Annotated in this window: 17 protein-coding genes; 3 read left to right on the top strand and 14 right to left on the bottom strand. The window is 61.6% G+C overall.

Going from position 1 to position 15762, the window contains the following annotated elements; all coding sequences use genetic code 11:
• Window positions 1–16 precede the first annotated feature (16 nt).
• The 7 genes from JKV55_RS00290 to JKV55_RS00260 all read right to left on the bottom strand — a co-directional run bounded on the left by JKV55_RS00290 (window position 17) and on the right by JKV55_RS00260 (window position 6987).
• On the bottom strand, window positions 17–424 hold the full coding sequence (locus tag JKV55_RS00290) for an H-NS family histone-like protein (RefSeq protein WP_202081703.1): 408 nt from the start codon (window positions 422–424) through the stop codon (window positions 17–19).
• Window positions 425–812: 388 nt separating this feature from the next.
• A complete protein-coding gene (locus tag JKV55_RS00285) occupies window positions 813–2744 on the bottom strand; it encodes a methyl-accepting chemotaxis protein (RefSeq protein ID WP_202081701.1) in 1932 nt (643 codons plus the stop codon).
• Between the two features lie 521 nt (window positions 2745–3265).
• The gene (gene hemN, locus JKV55_RS00280) at window positions 3266–4636 is read right to left on the bottom strand and encodes an oxygen-independent coproporphyrinogen III oxidase (RefSeq protein WP_202081699.1); all 1371 of its coding nucleotides are present in this window, start codon (window positions 4634–4636) and stop codon (window positions 3266–3268) included.
• 15 nt (window positions 4637–4651) lie between these two features.
• Window positions 4652–5095, bottom strand: a complete 444-nt coding sequence (locus tag JKV55_RS00275; RefSeq protein ID WP_202081793.1) for a DUF2489 domain-containing protein — start codon at window positions 5093–5095, stop codon at window positions 4652–4654.
• An 11-nt stretch (window positions 5096–5106) separates the two neighbouring features.
• Window positions 5107–5661, bottom strand: coding sequence for a Der GTPase-activating protein YihI (yihI, locus tag JKV55_RS00270; protein WP_202081697.1), 555 nt, complete (start codon window positions 5659–5661; stop codon window positions 5107–5109).
• On the bottom strand, window positions 5658–6320 hold the full coding sequence (locus JKV55_RS00265; RefSeq protein WP_237332572.1) for a class I SAM-dependent methyltransferase: 663 nt from the start codon (window positions 6318–6320) through the stop codon (window positions 5658–5660). Before JKV55_RS00265 ends, yihI begins: the two co-directional genes overlap by 4 nt.
• 49 nt (window positions 6321–6369) lie before the next feature.
• Entirely contained in the window at window positions 6370–6987 is a 618-nt protein-coding gene (locus JKV55_RS00260) for a c-type cytochrome (protein ID WP_202081695.1), read from the bottom strand.
• A gap of 141 nt (window positions 6988–7128) precedes the next feature.
• On the opposite strand from JKV55_RS00260, the gene yihA reads away from it, so the two are divergent.
• The 3 genes from yihA to JKV55_RS00245 all read left to right on the top strand — a co-directional run bounded on the left by yihA (window position 7129) and on the right by JKV55_RS00245 (window position 9724).
• Window positions 7129–7779: a ribosome biogenesis GTP-binding protein YihA/YsxC gene (gene yihA, locus JKV55_RS00255; protein ID WP_202081692.1), complete on the top strand. Its 651-nt coding sequence runs from the start codon at window positions 7129–7131 to the stop codon at window positions 7777–7779.
• Window positions 7779–8465, top strand: coding sequence for a 16S rRNA pseudouridine(516) synthase RsuA (gene rsuA / locus JKV55_RS00250; protein WP_202081690.1), 687 nt, complete (start codon window positions 7779–7781; stop codon window positions 8463–8465). The genes yihA and rsuA overlap by 1 nt, the downstream gene beginning before the upstream one ends.
• 104 nt (window positions 8466–8569) lie before the next feature.
• The gene (locus JKV55_RS00245) at window positions 8570–9724 is read left to right on the top strand and encodes an HDOD domain-containing protein (protein ID WP_202081688.1); all 1155 of its coding nucleotides are present in this window, start codon (window positions 8570–8572) and stop codon (window positions 9722–9724) included.
• A gap of 43 nt (window positions 9725–9767) precedes the next feature.
• On the opposite strand, the gene mnhG is transcribed toward JKV55_RS00245, so the two are convergent.
• From mnhG to JKV55_RS00210, 7 genes are read right to left on the bottom strand one after another with little or no spacing between them, the layout of a single operon-like run.
• Window positions 9768–10148: a monovalent cation/H(+) antiporter subunit G gene (mnhG, locus tag JKV55_RS00240; protein ID WP_202081686.1), complete on the bottom strand. Its 381-nt coding sequence runs from the start codon at window positions 10146–10148 to the stop codon at window positions 9768–9770.
• Window positions 10138–10413, bottom strand: a complete 276-nt coding sequence (locus tag JKV55_RS00235; RefSeq protein WP_202081685.1) for an MrpF/PhaF family protein — start codon at window positions 10411–10413, stop codon at window positions 10138–10140. The genes mnhG and JKV55_RS00235 overlap by 11 nt, the downstream gene beginning before the upstream one ends.
• 4 nt (window positions 10414–10417) lie before the next feature.
• Window positions 10418–10891 carry a Na+/H+ antiporter subunit E gene (locus tag JKV55_RS00230; RefSeq protein WP_202081683.1) on the bottom strand — a complete coding sequence of 158 codons (474 nt, stop codon included), beginning with the start codon at window positions 10889–10891 and terminating at the stop codon, window positions 10418–10420.
• Complete coding sequence (locus JKV55_RS00225; protein ID WP_202081681.1) at window positions 10888–12390, bottom strand: Na+/H+ antiporter subunit D; 1503 nt, start codon at window positions 12388–12390, stop codon at window positions 10888–10890. The genes JKV55_RS00230 and JKV55_RS00225 overlap by 4 nt, the downstream gene beginning before the upstream one ends.
• Window positions 12387–12734, bottom strand: a complete 348-nt coding sequence (locus JKV55_RS00220) for a Na+/H+ antiporter subunit C (RefSeq protein ID WP_202081679.1) — start codon at window positions 12732–12734, stop codon at window positions 12387–12389. The genes JKV55_RS00225 and JKV55_RS00220 overlap by 4 nt, the downstream gene beginning before the upstream one ends.
• Window positions 12734–13177, bottom strand: a complete 444-nt coding sequence (locus JKV55_RS00215; RefSeq protein WP_237332571.1) for a Na+/H+ antiporter subunit B — start codon at window positions 13175–13177, stop codon at window positions 12734–12736. Before JKV55_RS00215 ends, JKV55_RS00220 begins: the two co-directional genes overlap by 1 nt.
• Window positions 13174–15471, bottom strand: a complete 2298-nt coding sequence (locus JKV55_RS00210; RefSeq protein WP_202081677.1) for a putative monovalent cation/H+ antiporter subunit A — start codon at window positions 15469–15471, stop codon at window positions 13174–13176. The genes JKV55_RS00215 and JKV55_RS00210 overlap by 4 nt, the downstream gene beginning before the upstream one ends.
• Between the last annotated feature and the right edge of the window lie 291 nt (window positions 15472–15762).

Here is a 15762-nt window from a genome sequence, read left to right as displayed (position 1 = left end):
TCCGGTTTACAAGAGGCTACCCGATCAGGAAGTCGTCCATCCTCTTCTCCCCGCCCTCCAGGGCCCTTCGGATAACGCTGGGCGTCCGACCCTGTCCGGTCCAGGTTTTGTATTCCCCGTTTTCGTCACGGTATTCGTACTTGGCGGGCCGTTTTTCACGCACGCCGGCGGATTGCCTGCCGGGTTCGGCGACCTTGACGATATCCCTGACGTCGATGCCGTCGGCTTCCAGTTGGCTGAGCAGTGCTCTCAGTTTGCGCTCGCGCTCTTCCGCGGCCAGCTGCGCCAAGGCCTCGGCCCCGCGCCGTTCCTCTACCACCGTCATCAGCCTGGCCAGCCCTTCTTCCAGTTGCTCCAGGGTCAGTTCACGGGTAGCGGTGTGCAGGCTACGGATGTTAAACAATGTTTTCAGGAATTCGGCCATCGGGTTTACCTATAGCAATTATTGATATCTCTATAAAAAATTACGACTTCACTCGAAAACAGCAAAAACGGGGACGAATATCCAAAAAATGATAACTCCCGAACCATCGAGGATATTTCAGCCATTAAAAAGGGCTGGCAAAAAATGGAAGCATCCACCTCCGCCCATAATCGACGATCATTATTACGAAAACCGCCCCCCCCTCAATCAGGCACGGCCTATTTCCAGGTAAGGAAAATCCTACGGCAACGGACAACCTCCATGAAATGCCGGCTACTCTCCCGGATGACCGCCAGCCTGATATTTCCCGCGGAGAATATAGCTAAAGATAAGCAACTACCAACAATGGCAGATCGCAACCACAACGTCCGCCTGTCGCCTCGACATATCAAAAACTGAAACGGCCGACTATACGCTGCATTGCTTCCGCCATTTTGGACAGATGCTCACTGGCAAGCACCGACCGTTGCATGTTTTCCGATGTCTGGTAAGAAATATCATTGATTTTATGGATATTCCTATTGATATCATGGGAAACGGCCGTTTGCTCCTCGGTGGCACTGGCGATGTGCTGCGCTGTCTGGTTGATTAATGCAATGGCCTGGCTGACCTGTTCCAGCGCATTCCCGGCCTGCTGTGCCTGTCCTGATGTATTTCTGGTTGCGTCGGCACTTTGTTCCGATGCCCGCACCGCTTTATCGGCGCCTTGCTGCAACCGTTCAATCATGGCCTGAATTTCCAGAGTGGAATCCTTGGTGCGGCTGGCCAAACTACGCACTTCATCGGCAACAACGGCAAAGCCCCGCCCCGACTCACCGGCTCTGGCAGCCTCGATGGCCGCATTCAGCGCCAGCAGATTGGTTTGTTCGGCGATGCTTTCGATAACCAGCAAAATATTGCCAATGCTGTCGCTGTCCGCCTTCAGTGAATGGATAATGGCAACGGCCTGCTGCACGTTTTCGGTCAAGGTGCGCAAGTCCGCAATGGTGCCTTGCACCACCTCGCGACCGTGAAGCGCAGCATCATTGGCCGTGTTCGCCGCGTCGGCGGCATCCTGTGTATTGCGTGCCACCTCTTCCAGGGTCGTGGTCATCTCATTCATGGCCGTGGCAGAGCTGTTGATTTCCTGATGCTGCTGCTCGATGCCATGGCTGGTTTCATCATTAACCTGGGCCAACTCGGTCGATGAGGACGCCACTTGCTCCGCGTACCGGTTCACCTCGGTCAGCATGGAGCGCAAGTTCTGCCGCATCTGTGCAATGTCAAACAACAGGCTGCCGTTGTCTCCGGGCGCCAACTTAATCTGATGGGTCAAATCTCCGCTTGCCACGGCTTTGACCATTTGTGCCGCATAATCCGGTTCACCGCCCAGGAATTTGGTGATGGAACGAACAACCAGCAAGATGATCGCGCACGAAGCAAACAGCACCAGGACAGAAATCATCACAATTTGTCTGAGCGCGGCGCGAACCGGCGCCATGGCAGCATGCTCGTTGGCTTCCGACACCAGTCCCCAGCCCAACAATGGAATATAGTTGTAAGCCCCCATCACCCGTTCACCATTCACATCCGGATAAAATCCACTGCCGCTGCGCTGGGCCGCGATGCCGCGGGCCGCCTCGGTATCGATGGCCTTGCCGGATTCCGGAACCGAAGGGGAAGAGGTAATTCCCACGCCACTGCGATCCAGCAAAAAAATCTGGGTATATTCGGCACGAGGCAGAGCGGCGGCCTGTTGATAAATAGTATCCAGCTGCAAGGCGCCACGCATGACGGCAATGATCTGATCATTCTGTCGGATAGGTATCGCCACTGTGCTGACGGTATTGCCCGTCGCGCGGGATACCAGAGGTTCGGAAAACACCTCCTCACCGCGGATAGCCCGGCGGAACCAATCCCTATCGGCGACCATAAAAGCGTGCGCCTCATCATCCGGCAATACCCGGGCCCGGCCGTTTTCATAACTGACTCCAACCAGCCCTCGTCCATCCGGCATTACCACGAAAATGGTATCCCAGTTGCCCTGCTGCTGGGCAAGATCGCGCAGCAATCCCTGCAAGGACATCTTGTCCAATGCTCTGGCTGCCTCTACGGCAGCAAGGTAACGCATGTCATTCTGGCGCATGGCCAACCAGCGAGACATGGCGGAAGCACTGGATTCACCCCGGCTCTCCAGGCTTTCCATGGTGGTTGCAACCATGGCGCCATGGTATTGCGAATAAAAAGAAGTGCTGATAATCACGATGGTGGCGAACAACATCGTTACCATGGTGGCGGTTAACCGAACACCAAAGGGAAGTTTGCTCCATGCCTGCTTCATATTCCTTCCCCCATTCCCCAAGGCCGACGCATGATCGGCAATCATTGTTGCCCCCTGGTGCTAAGGGGATGCTTAGCGGAACCCGATCGCCGCCGATAGAGATCGACTATTTGGAATAGCTATTTACCGGCCCCTCGGACAACGTTGAAGTAAGAAGAAGGTAACAGTATTGAAAACCGTTATTCAGAAGGCACAGGCCTCTTTTTGAGTAAGGAAATCCTTACCATGGCAGTAAGATACCCACTTTTTCTACCTCAGCTCCGTGGCATAGAAATGAAACGATCTACTCCATGGAGGATAGGCTGAATAGCCAAGGCATGAGACTTCAATCCGGATATCAGCGGAAATCATAACCGGATAAACAGCTGGTCATTACGAGAATGGCGAGATACTTCAATGGGGGTAAACCTTATTTAAGGATAAGGAATACCCCGTGACGAAAGGTCCCCTACGGGAAGGTAAGCAAAAAGCCGGAGCGGGCGGTGCTCCCGTTCCCCTGCGGCGGAATCGCCCCTTCCCGCTCAGATCACCCGTGAGAACTGCTGCATCCGGGCCTGGCGGCGCAGGTGCACGTCGAAGCACATGCAGATATTGCGGATCAGCAGCCGGCCCTTGGGCGCCACCCGGATGGCGCCGGCGTCCACCTGCACCAGGCCGTCGTCCACGAAGGTCTGCAGCAGCGCGATATCCTCGGCGAAGTAGTCGGCGAAACGGATGCCGTATTCCCGCTCCAGGGGCGCAAGCTCCAGCTCGAAGTTGCAGATCAGGGTCTTGATCAGATCCCGGCGCAGCCGGTCATCCTCGTTCAGGGCATAGCCCACCGTCTGGGCGTGGCCCAACTGGTCGAGCCGGCCGTAGTAGCGCTTGAGATCCTTGTGGTTCTGGGAATAGGCGTCGCCGATCATGCTGATGGCGGACACCCCCAGCCCCAGCAGGTCGCAGTCGCCCTGGGTGGTGTAGCCCTGGAAGTTGCGGTGCAGCTCGCCCCGGCGCTGGGCCACCGCCAGGCTGTCGTCCGGCAGGGCGAAGTGGTCCATGCCGATAAACTGGTAGCCCTGGCCGGTGAGGTAGCCGATGCTGTCCTGCAGCATGGCCAGCTTCTGGGCGGGTTGGGGCATGTCCGCCTCGTTCAGCTTGCGCTGGGCGGCGAAACGGCTGGGCAGGTGGGCGTAGTTGAACACCGACAGCCGGGCCGGCTTCATGGCCGCCACCTGCTCCAGGGTGTGGCGGAAACTGGCCGGGGTCTGCAGCGGCAGGCCGTAGATCAGATCCAGGTTGGTGGACACAAAGCCGAGCTCGGCCGCGCGTTTGACCAGCGCCTTGATAAAGTCGTTATCCTGCTCCCGGTTCACCACCTTCTGCACCGCCTTGTCGAAGTCCTGCACCCCCAGGCTGATGCGGTTGAAGCCTTCTTCCTTCAGCACCTCCAGCACCGACAGCTCGATTTCCCGCGGGTCTATCTCGATGCTGAACTCGCCCCGTTCGGCGAAGCGGAAATGGCGGCGCAGCAGGCCGTTGAGCCGGCGGATCTGCGGCTCGGTGAGGAAGGTGGGGGTGCCGCCGCCCCAGTGCAGCTGGGTCACGGTGCGGCCGGCGAACAGCGGCGCCAGGCGCTCGACCTCCCGTTCCAGATAGTCCAGGTAGACGTCGGCCTTGCCCTGGTGGCGGGTGATCACCTTGTTGCAGCCGCAGTAGTAGCACAGCTTGTGGCAGAAGGGCACATGCACATAGAGCGACAGGGGTCGTTCGGGATAGCGCCCGGCGGCGGCCTCGAACTCGGCCATGCCGAAAGAGTCGTTGAACTCCAGGGCCGTGGGGTAGGACGTGTACCTGGGCCCCGAATAGTTGTATTTCTCGATAAGGGACTGATCCCACTCGATGCTTGCTGACATTGCCTCCTCCCCGGGTCAGCGACCGGGCAGTTCCAGGCTGGCCAGCCGCTCGACCTCAATTTTTATCTGAGCCTCAAGCTCATGTTCGAAACCGGCCCGCTGCAGATCCTGGCGCATGCGTTCGTTACGCTTGAGCTGCTTGCGGGCGTCGTGGGTCGGCATCTCCTTGACCCTGTCGTAGAGATCGTAGAGGCCGGGATAGTCCTGGGCAAAGTCCTTCGGCCGGCTGAACTGCAGGGTGTTGAGCAGGTTGGTCAGGCGAATGGCCCCTTCCGACAGGTTGCACTGATCGTCGCGCACCGCCATGGCGATGGTCCGGATGCTGTCGATAATGCGCTCGTTGCGCCTGTTTATGGCCTGTTCGCGCTGTTGCGTCTGCTGCTTCAGCCGGGCCAGCAGGACTCCCGCGTATACCGCCAGACCCACTATGATGAGGCCGCCCAACAGGGCGGCCATCAGCCAGGGTGAGATCATGACTTATCTTCCTTCTCCTGGTATTGCGCGGGATCAAGGTCCGCGTCCATAAAGCGGGTCCAGAGATCATCGCCCTCTTCCGGCTCTTCGTCCTCGTCGTCGAGCAGGCCGAGCTGCTCCAGCAGCTGCTGGTGGCGGGCCAGGGTCTGATCCAGCCAGGCCGCGTCTTCCTTGCCCAGCTTGTCGCCGGCGTCGACCCGGTCCAGCAGGGTGTTGAGCCGCTCGTTATTCTCCAGCTGGTCCAGTTCCTGCTCCGGGGTCAGGGCCTCGGGCTTGGCGACCCTGACCCTGGCAACCGGCGCCGCCTTGGCTGCGTCCCTGGCCTCGTCCTGGATCAGGGGAATGGGTTTTTTGGAGCCCAGACGTGGATCCTGCTGCACCTTGGCGGTACCGCCGCCACCGGATTCACCGCCCTGGTTGTGGCGGGAGCCGGGGGCCAGCCCCTTGCGCTTGGCCTTGCGCTTGCGATCCCTGCTTTGCTCGGCATTTTCCCGACTTTCCTTGCGGGCCCCGAGTTGGCCCGGTGTGCGGGCCTTCTTAATGCGTGTCATACAGACTCCGGTTTGTGCAGAAGTATCACATCGGCACCGATAAATTCGATGCCGAGCCCGTCCCGTGCCGCCAGCCAGAGAAAGGTGTCCCGGCTGAAAAAGCTGACATGGGTGGGATCCTGTTTGTAATGCCAGTTGGCGAAGGCCGCCTGGTCGCGGGCCAGCTTGGTCATCAGACCCAGCCGGCCGCCGGGTGCGAGCATGGCCAGCAGTTGCCGCCACTCCCGCCCCGGTTGGTAAAAATGCTCTATCGCCTCGGTGCAGGTCACAAAGTCGTAATGCCGTGCCAACCGCTCCGGATAATCCGCATAGTAGGGATCATAGGTGGTGGCGGCAAAGCCCGCCTCGTTCAGCATGGCGGCCAGGGCCGGCCCCGGCCCGCAACCAAAGTCGAGCCCTGTGCTTCCGGGCTTGAGCCGTTCAATAAGGGGGTCGACCAGGCGGTTCAGGAAGTGCCGGTAACCGGCATCCTCTACCCTGTTCTGGTGTTGGTCATAGATCGCTTTTTCCGCCGTCGCGTCCAGCCGGTATCCGGGCTCGACAAAAATCAGCCCGCATTGACGGCAGCGATGATAGCGACGCTGTTTATCCTGCCAAAACAGAGATGTTTCGGTATGGTCACAGAGGGGGCAGGGAAAGTCTTGCGACTGAGCAGACATGGACAAACCAGAGAAATCAGGGGGCCCGGGCCCCCTTGATGGGCTTAAATTAACGCAGGCCCGCCACGTACTGGGACAGGATTTCGATATCTTGGTCGGTCAGTTTCTTGGCGATATCACGCATCATACCGTTGGGATCGTTTTCACGCTCGCCGCTGCGGAAAGCCAGCAGCTGGGCCTTGATATAGGCCGGATGCTGGCCGGACAGGCGCGGGAACCTGGCGGACTCCAGGCCCTCGCCGCGGGGGCTGTGGCAGGCGATGCAGGCGGTAATGCCGCGCTCCAGATCGCCACCCCGGTACAGGGCTGCACCGGCTTCGATCACCTCTTCGGGAGTGGCGACCGGGGTGATCGCTTCGCTGGCGTAGAACGCCGCCAGATCGGCCATGTCCTGTGCGGACAGCCCCATCACCATGGGTGCCATGATGGCGTTGGCACGGCCGGCGCCACCGGTGGCGCCGGTTTTGAATTCAATCAACTGCTTTTCCAGGTAAGAGGCGTGTTGGCCGGCGATTTTAGGGTACATATCGGTCGGGCTGTTGCCATCGTTACCATGACAGGCCACACAGGTGGCGGCTTTGGCTTTACCGGCTTCGGCATCGCCTTGGGCCTGTGCGACACCGACCACTCCGAGCATTAAGGCTAGCGTGAAAACAATTTTTTTCATGACGTTCCGACTTCTCGTTGTAAGAGCTTCCAGATCACATACCGGCAAGGGCATGTTACAATACGATTTAAAAACGGCTCCATTCTACACGATTTTGCGAAAAAGTAAGCAAGGCGGGTTCAGAACCCCGGGGAATTCATATTGGATAACAAGCAGATAAATTTTAACGCCGCCCGCTTTATTACCAGCGCGCCCAACATCAAGCAAATGCCGGCCGACACCGGCGTAGAGATCGCCTTTGCCGGCCGCTCCAACGCCGGTAAATCGTCCGCCCTCAACACCATTACCCAGCAGAAAAGCCTGGCCCGGACCAGTAAAACCCCGGGGCGCACCCAGCTTATCAACGTGTTCGAGCTGAGCGAAGGCAAACGGCTGATCGACCTGCCCGGCTATGGCTACGCCAAGGTGCCGGAAGAAATGAAGCTGAAATGGCAGGCGGCCCTCTCCGAATACCTGCAACAGCGCGACAGCCTCAAGGGCCTGGTGGTGCTGATGGACATCCGCCATCCGCTGAAGGACATCGACCAGCAGCTGCTGCAATGGGCCAGCGACAGCGAACTGCCGGTGCTGGCGCTGCTGACCAAGTGCGACAAGCTCAAGTCCGGCGCCCGCAAGGCGGAAGTGCTCAAGGTGCGCGAAGCCATAGCCATCTTCGGTGGCGATATCCGGGTGGAGGCCTTCAGTTCCCTCAAGGGCACCGGCGTCGAGCAGGCCAGGGCCATCCTCAGCGAATGGCTGCTGCAAGGCGAGGTGGCGGCCGCACCCGTTGCCGATGAAGGTGAACAAGCCTGATGCGCCTCGATCGTTTCCTATGCGAGAGCACCGGCCTGACCCGCTCCCTGGCCAAGAAGGCCCTGCACCGGGGTGATGTCACGGTGGATGGCTTCATCGTCAAAAAAGGCGATCTGCATGTCCAGGAGCAGGAAGTGCGCCTGGAAGGCCGCCTGCTGAGTCTGCACCCGCCCCGCTACCTGTTGCTGCACAAGCCCAAGGGCTATATCAGCGCCAGCCAGGATGAAGACCATCCCTGCGTGCTGCAGCTGTTGCCGCCGGAGCTGTGCCGCGACCTGCAGTGCGCCGGCCGGCTGGACCTGGACACCACCGGGCTGCTGCTGCTCACCGACGACGGCCAGTGGTCCCACCGGATCCGCTCGCCGAAAAAAGCCTGTGGCAAGGTTTACCGGGTGGAACTGGCCGAACCCCTGGCCGAAGACACCGCCGCCCGCTTCCAGGAAGGCGTGCAACTGCACGGCGAACCCAAACCCACCCTGCCCGCCACCCTGGAAGTGCTCGCCCCCACCCGGGTGCTGCTGACCATCCAGGAAGGCAAATACCACCAGGTGAAACGCATGTTCGCCGCCGTGGGCAACAAGGTAGTGGGCCTGCACCGGCTGCAAATCGGCGAGATCCGCCTGGACGACAGCCTGGCGGAAGGCGAATGGCGCCATCTCACCGAGGATGAGATCGCTTCGGTGTGAGGCACCAGGGCGGGAAGCCGCCCTTGCGACCTTGGGGGTATGGCGCCATCACCGAGCGGACCCTAGACTGAGCCCGACCGGCGCGACCCATATGGCGAGTCCGAATGAACGTACTGATCCTTGAACACCATGTCCCCACGGCGGAGCTGCTGGAAACAGTAGTAACCGGCCTGGCGCCGGGTATCAGGGTGCACCGCTGCAGCACCATCGCAGAGGCCGTCCGCGCCTGGCACCGCTATTCCCCCTCCCTGCTGCTCAGCGAATGGAGCCTGCCCGATGGCTCGGCCCTGGCCCTGGTCCGCCAGATCCGCGCCCAGGACAAGCAACTGCCCATACTGATGCTCAGCGCCCATTCCGACAAGGAAACGGTGCTCACCGCCGCCCGCCTCGGCATCAACGCTTTTATCGCCAAACCTTTCGACGTGGCCCTGCTGCACCGACGGCTCCAGCCCTTGCTGAGGACGGATGCCGACCCCGGCCGCCCCGGCCCGCCTCCCCTCGACCGCCATCTGGCCGAGGCGGCCACGGGCTCCATACAACTGCCCACGGACATCGATCAGCAAACGGTGCTGGCCCTGATGGAACGCGGCCAGGAACTGTCTCCGGCCGAGCTGGCCCGGCACTGGCGCGGCCAGGCCGCGCTTTCGGCCCGGTTGCTGGATATCGCCAACAGCGCCTCCCTGGGCCGGGCCGGCAAGCCCATCGGCAAGCTGGAAGAAGCCATCGCCGCCATGGGCGTGGAGATGGCGCTCAACCAAGCCTTCGCCCTGTCCCTGGACATTTCCCGTGCCCTTGCCGATCCCCGCCTGGGCGAGCGGGCACGCCACCACCTGCAGCAGGCCGAGCAGGTGGCCGCCATCGCCCGGGCCATGGCGCTCAGCCTGGGGCAGGAAGGCGCCGCCTTCTACACGGCGGGGCTGCTGAGCCGGGTGGGTGAACTGGGTGTGTTGCGCGCCTTACAGGATTATATCCGGCTGGGGGGCGCCATATCGGCGCAACAGATAGACGACAGCCTGAGCCGCTGGGCCGCCGATTATGGCAACAGGGTCAAGATACAGTGGCATCTGCCCCTGCCCCTGCGCGAGCTGATCGGCGCCGTCCACCTGCTGAAGAAAAACAGCGCCGACCGGGGGCCCCTGCTGATGTATCTGGCGGCCATGACGGTCGCCGGCCAGCTGGAGCAGCCGGACATCCTGCGCCTGATGCGGCGGGTAGGACTGGATCCGGAACGCTGGCAGCGCCCTGCCCCCCGGCCCTGAGGCACAAACAACAGGGGAGGCATTCCGCCTCCCCTGTCCTTATTCAGTCCTCTTCCCGCTTGCGGGTGGAGCTGCCGAGCTGGTGGGTCTTGAGATCGTAGCGTTCCTTGATCACGTCCTTCACCGTGCCCTCCCACAGCTTGATGCCCACGAAGTAGCCGGCCCGGGCCATCACATGGGCGGCGATGGGCGCGGTCATGATCACGAACACCACCACCGCCAGCGCCCGTACCACCACGCTGGTGTCGGCAAAAAAGAACACCGCGAAGCCCACCGCCATCAGGCCGGCACCCAGGGCGCCGGCCTTGCTGGTGGCATGCATCCGGGTCAGCAGATCCGGCATGCGGATGATGCCGATGCCGGCCAGCAGCATCAGGAAGGAGCCCAGCAGCATCAGCAGGCCGGTAACGAGTTCAGTCATCATCGCGATGGCCTCCCCGCTCCAGGTAACGGGCAAAGCCCACCGCCGCCATAAAGGACGTCAGCGCCAGCACTATGGCCACGTCGATAAACTGCGGCGTGTCGTAGGCCACGCTGTACAGCAGGATAAAGCCGACGGTCATGGAGGCGATCACTTCCAGCGCCACCACCCGGTCCGGCAGGGTGGGGCCGATCAGCAGCCGCACCGCCGCCAGCACCAGCCCCAGGCTCAAAAACAAGAAAGACAATAAGATAGCAAGGTCAAACATAGGCTTATCCCAGCAAGTCGATAACACGGGCCTCCAGGGCCTTGAATTCCGCCAGCTGGCGGGCCTCGTCGTCCAGGTACATCATGTGCACATAGAGCACCCGCCGGTCGCTGGATACATCCAGCGCCAGGGAGCCCGGGGTGGCGGTGATCAGGTTGGCGAACATGGTGATGGCGCCGTCGTCCTTCACATCTAGGGGAATGGCGATCACCCCCGGCCGCATCAGATGGGTGGGGGTGAGCACGTCGTAGGCCACCCGGGCATTGGCCTTGATCAGATCCCAGATGAAAAACAGGATAAAGCCGACTATCTTGGGCAGCTTGCCGAAGTAGCGGGCAAACATGGGTTTGTCCCGCGCCACATAGGCCAGCACCAGGTAGCTCAGCAGCATGCCTACCACCAGGTTGCTGATGGTATAGGTGCCGGAGAGGATGACCCAGGCCAGGGCCAGCAGCATATTCCAACCAAAAGCTCTCATTGGCTACCCCCCAGTACCGCTTCAATATACAGCTCCGGCGACAGCAGCTGCGCCGCCGTATCCATCGCCAGTTGCACGAACCACTCGGCCCCGAAACCGATGGCCAGGGTGATCAGCGCCAGGCCCACCACCGGCAGATACAACAAGTATCGGTGCGGATCGCCGCCGCCGCGCAGGGGCTTGGCATCTTCGGGCAATGGCTTCCAGAACGCCTCGGCCCAGATCTTGATCATCGAGTACAGGGTCAGCAAGCCCACCACCAGGGCGATGGCAACCATAAACCAGGACTCGGCCAGCACGCCCGCCTTGATCACCGTATATTTGGCGAAAAAGCCGGACAGGGGCGGCAACCCCGCCAGGGACATGGCCGGGATCAGGAACAGCAGCGCCAGCCAGGGCGCGGAGCGGTAGAGCCCGCCCAGCCTGGCCAGATCGTAGCTGCCATGGTAGCGGTACATGACGCCGCTGATCAGGAACAGGTTGGTCTTCACTATGATGTGGTGGAAGATGTAGAAGACCCCGCCGGCGATGGCCAGGGGGGTGAACAACGCCAGCCCCACCAGCATGTAGCCTATCTGGCTGACGATATGGAAGGAAAGGATGCGGCGCACCTCGAACTGGGCCGCCGCCCCCAGTACCCCGGTAAGCATGGTGAAAATGCCCATCCACATCAGTACCGTATGGTGGGTGAAGCCTACGTCCTGCACGAAAATCAGGCTGAACACCCGGTACAGGGCATAGACCCCCACCTTGGTGAGCAGGCCGGCGAACACCGCCGAAATCGCCACCGGCGGCGTGTGGTAGGAGGCCGGCAGCCAGAAGAACAGCGGAAAGGCCGCCGCCTTGATGCCGAAGGCCACCAGGAACAGCATGGCGATCACCGTCACCAGGCCGGGCTGGCTGCCGTTGGCCAGGCGCACCGCCAGATCCGCCATATTGAGGGTGCCGGCGTAGCCGTACAACAGGCCCACGGCGGTGAGGAACAGCGCCGAGGAGATCAGGTTGAGGGTCACGTACTTGAGCGCCCCTTCCATCTGGGAACGTTCTCCTCCCAGGATCAGCAGACCGAAGGAGGCCACCAGCATGATCTCGAACCAGACGTAGAGGTTGAAGATATCGCCGGTGAGGAAGGCGCCCACCACCCCGGACAGCATCAGGTGCAGCAGCGGATAGTAGCCGAAGGCCTCGTGGTTGCGGCTCATGGTGGCGAGGGAATAGACCGCCACCGCCAGGCCGATGACGCCGGTTACCACCACCATGATGGCACTGAGCAGATCCGCCACCAGGGTGATGCCGTAGGGGGCCGACCAGGCGCCCATGTAGCTGACCAGTATGCCCCGCTCCTGAACCTGCACCAGCAGATAGAGGCCGGCCACCAGCAGGCCGGCGCCGGAGAAGACCGAAATCCAGCGCTGCACCAGCCGCCAGCGCCAGCAAATCAGGGTCAGGGCCCCGGCCAGCATGGGGATAAGAATGGGAATTATGACTTCTGCTTTCACGAATCTGTGCTCTTCATCTCGTTCATGTCATCGGCGCCTATGACTTCATAGGCCCGGTGGATCAACACCACGGCAAAGGCCAGCACCCCGAAGCTGATGACGATGGCCGTCAGGATCAGCGCCTGGGGCAGCGGGTCGGCGATGGCTCCTACCGGATGATAGAGGCCTTCCGGGATCAGGGGCGGCGCGCCCCGCACCAGGCCACCACCGGTGAAAATCAGCAGGTTGGCGGCGTTGGAGAGGATCATCAGGCCGATCACCAGCTTGACGATGCTGCGCCTGAGCATCATAAACAGGGCGGTGGCGTAGAGGCCACCGATCACAAAGGCAAACAGGTTTTCCATTATTCCTCCACTTTGGCCAGCGACAGCAATATGGTCGACACCACCCCTATCACCACCAGGTAGACGCCCACATCGAACAGCAGCGGCGTGCTCAACTTGAGCTCGCCGATACCCGGCACATACAGGCTCCACCACTGGCTGGTGAGAAAGGGTTGGCCGTGCAGCACCATGCCGATGATGCCGCTCAACAGCGCCAGCAGCAGGCCCAGTCCCATCAGCAGCTGGGTTTCCACCTTCAGCAGCCGCTTGGTGCTGCTGGCATCGAAGGCGAACAGATACAGGGCGAAGGCGCTGGACGCCACCAGGCCGGCGATAAAGCCGCCGCCCGGCTCGTTATGGCCGCGCAGCAGCAGGAACACCGAAAACAGCAGCAGCAGCGGTACCAGGAAACGGGTGGCGGTCTGCAGGATAATCGAGGCGTCCGATCTCAGTTCGGTTTTCATCTCTGGTCCTCCCAGCGGAAGCGGATCATGGCGTTCACCCCGATGGCCGCCAGCGCCAGCACGAAGATTTCGCCCAGGGTGTCCAGGGCCCGGAAGTCCACCAGGATCACGTTGACGATATTGCGGCCGTGGGCCTCGGGGTAACTGGCGGCAATCAGGTAGTCGCTGATCCCTCCCCCCAGGGACGACTGGTTGACGGTGAGCACCATCATGGCCACCAGTATGCCGAAGGCCCCCGCCACGGAGGCGTCGCGCAGACGCACCCGCACGCTGGACAGGCCCTGGAAACCGGGCAGGCGGAACAGCACCAGCACCAGCAGGATCACGGTCAGGGTTTCAATCAACACCTGGGTGATGGCCAGATCCGGCGCGCTGAAGAACACGTAGATCATCGCCATGGCGAAGCCCAGCACCCCCACCGCCGCCACCGCGCCCAGGCGCAGCCGGGTGGCGCTGGCGTACACCACGGCCCCCAGCATCAGCAGGCTGATGATGACCTCGTAGAAACGCACCCCCTCGAACGACAGCTCGTAGACGAAGGCGTCCCGGCTCCAGAAGGCGTAGGCCAGCAGACCTATGGTGGTGAGCAGTATGGTCAGGATGTAGTTGGTCATGTAGCCGTTCTGCAGCACCCGGGTCTGCCAGCGGGCAAGCCACACCAGGCCATCCATCATCCGTTCGTAGCCCCGCTCCGGGCCGTAGGCCAGGGGGCGGATGGCCGCGGCCAGCGGCGGATAGACCCGCGCCCAGCCGCGATACAGCAGTACGCCGGCCGCCAGCGCCGCGGCACTGAACAACAACGGCAGGTTGATGCCGTGCCACAGGGCCAGCTCCAGATCGGGCACGGGCGCACCGGTCACGGCGGACACCGCCGCCCGCAGCAGGGGCTCGGCCAGGAACGGCAGCAGCCCCAGCAGCAGGCCGAGGGAGGCCAGCACGCTGAAGCCCAGGCGCATCGCCAGGGGCACCTCATGGGGCTTTTTGGCGGTAGGCCTGAGCGTCCCCAAAAAGGGCTTTATCGCCACCAGGCCGGTGGCCGCCACTATGCAGACGGCGGTGATCAGGGACAAGACCACCAGCAGCGACGACAGCGCCCGGGCCCCCAGTGCCGCTTCAAACATCAGTTCCTTGGCGATAAAACCGAACAGGGGCGGAATGCCGGCCAGGGACAGGGCCGCCACCCAGGTGAAGCCGGCGGTCCAGGGCATGACCTGGCGCAGGCCACCCAGCTCGCGCACATCCTTGGTGCCGGTAGCGTGATCCAGGGTACCGGCCGCCATAAAGAGCGCCCCCTTGTACAGGGCGTGGGCCAGCAGGAACACCATGGCCGCCTTGAGCGCCGCCGGGGTGCCAATGCCGATCAGCATGGTCAGGGTACCCAGGGCCATGACGGTGGAAAAGGCCAGGATGCGCTTGAGGTCGGTGCTGCACACCGCCATCACCGCCCCCACCGTCATGGTGACACCGCCGAACAGGGACAGGGTGTAGAGCCAGGCCTCGCTGCCGGCCATCACCGGTTGCAGCCGGGCCATGAGAAAGACACCGGCCTTGACCATGGTGGCCGAGTGCAGGTAGGCGCTGACCGGGGTCGGCGCCGCCATGGCGTTGGGCAGCCAGAAGTGAAAGGGGGTCTGGGCCGACTTGGTGAAGGTGCCCGCCAGGATGAGGATCATCATCGGCAGGAACAGGGGGTGGCTCTGCAGCACGTCGCCCTGGGTCAGCAGCTCGTGGAGCTCGAAGCTGCCGCCCAGGTAGCCCAGCATGATCAGGCCGGTCATCAGTGCCAGGCCGCCGCCCACGGTGATGAAGAGCCCCTGCAAGGCCGCCTTGCGCGCCTTTTCCTGCTCGTGGTTGAAACCGATCAGCAGGTAGGAGGTGATGCTGGTCAGTTCCCAGAACACGAACAGGGAAATCAGGTTGTTGGACAGCACCAGGCCGAGCATAGAGGCCATAAAGGCCAGCAGGTACATCAGCAGCTTGTGGATGTCCTTGTGGCCCTCGAGGTAGCTGCCGGCGTAGATCAGGATAAAGGTGCCGATGCCGGTGATCAGCAGGGCGAACATCAGGCTCAGGCCATCCACCAGGAAGTTGAGGCTGATATCGAGGCTGGGGATCCAGGGGTAGGAGATCAGCACCGCCTCGCCGCCGGTGACCTCGGGCCAGAATCCCAGGAAATATCCGAATAGCGTGGCCGGCAACAGGGCCAGGAGCCAGCCGATGCGACGACCGGCCAGGGGCGTCAGGCTGGGGACCAGGGCGGCCAGAATAAAACCCGCTATAACTGCAACAAGCATAGGCAAAACGCCTCCTTTCAATGCCTATTCAAGGCGACAGGATCAGCTAAAAGAGGGGAAAATCAGCACAAGGCGCAGGCTATAGTAAGGAAGTTTTTAGATTAACTTTCAAGAAGTTAATTGATTGTTTTTGCATTTTTATGGCGACCGATACTACAAGCCGCCCCGGCAAAAGGCAAGTAAAGACGGGGCCGCTCGCGGCCCCCGGACTGCTGACGAACCTCCGGAATACCCTGTTGCCACTCCCGCGAAGGCGGGAGTCCAGTGCAATACTTCATGCAACGGAGCCAC

The organism is Zobellella iuensis (assembly GCF_016746085.1).
GTDB classification, from domain to species: domain Bacteria; phylum Pseudomonadota; class Gammaproteobacteria; order Enterobacterales; family Aeromonadaceae; genus Oceanimonas; species Oceanimonas iuensis.
This window is presented reverse-complemented; position numbering and strand designations above follow the sequence as displayed.

What these genes read in the sequence shown, in the direction of transcription:
- JKV55_RS00290 (WP_202081703.1), bottom strand. Translation starts at nt 424, where the DNA reads ATGGCCGAATTCCTGAAAACATTGTTTAACATCCGTAGCCTGCACACC.
- JKV55_RS00285 (WP_202081701.1), bottom strand. Translation starts at nt 2,744, where the DNA reads ATGAAGCAGGCATGGAGCAAACTTCCCTTTGGTGTTCGGTTAACCGCC.
- hemN (WP_202081699.1), bottom strand. Translation starts at nt 4,636, where the DNA reads ATGTCAGCAAGCATCGAGTGGGATCAGTCCCTTATCGAGAAATACAAC.
- yihI (WP_202081697.1), bottom strand. Translation starts at nt 5,661, where the DNA reads ATGACACGCATTAAGAAGGCCCGCACACCGGGCCAACTCGGGGCCCGC.
- JKV55_RS00265 (WP_237332572.1), bottom strand. Translation starts at nt 6,320, where the DNA reads ATGTCTGCTCAGTCGCAAGACTTTCCCTGCCCCCTCTGTGACCATACC.
- JKV55_RS00260 (WP_202081695.1), bottom strand. Translation starts at nt 6,987, where the DNA reads ATGAAAAAAATTGTTTTCACGCTAGCCTTAATGCTCGGAGTGGTCGGT.
- rsuA (WP_202081690.1), top strand. Translation starts at nt 7,779, where the DNA reads ATGCGCCTCGATCGTTTCCTATGCGAGAGCACCGGCCTGACCCGCTCC.
- JKV55_RS00245 (WP_202081688.1), top strand. Translation starts at nt 8,570, where the DNA reads ATGAACGTACTGATCCTTGAACACCATGTCCCCACGGCGGAGCTGCTG.
- mnhG (WP_202081686.1), bottom strand. Translation starts at nt 10,148, where the DNA reads ATGATGACTGAACTCGTTACCGGCCTGCTGATGCTGCTGGGCTCCTTC.
- JKV55_RS00235 (WP_202081685.1), bottom strand. Translation starts at nt 10,413, where the DNA reads ATGTTTGACCTTGCTATCTTATTGTCTTTCTTGTTTTTGAGCCTGGGG.
- JKV55_RS00230 (WP_202081683.1), bottom strand. Translation starts at nt 10,891, where the DNA reads ATGAGAGCTTTTGGTTGGAATATGCTGCTGGCCCTGGCCTGGGTCATC.
- JKV55_RS00220 (WP_202081679.1), bottom strand. Translation starts at nt 12,734, where the DNA reads ATGGAAAACCTGTTTGCCTTTGTGATCGGTGGCCTCTACGCCACCGCC.
- JKV55_RS00215 (WP_237332571.1), bottom strand. Translation starts at nt 13,177, where the DNA reads ATGAAAACCGAACTGAGATCGGACGCCTCGATTATCCTGCAGACCGCC.
- JKV55_RS00210 (WP_202081677.1), bottom strand. Translation starts at nt 15,471, where the DNA reads ATGCTTGTTGCAGTTATAGCGGGTTTTATTCTGGCCGCCCTGGTCCCC.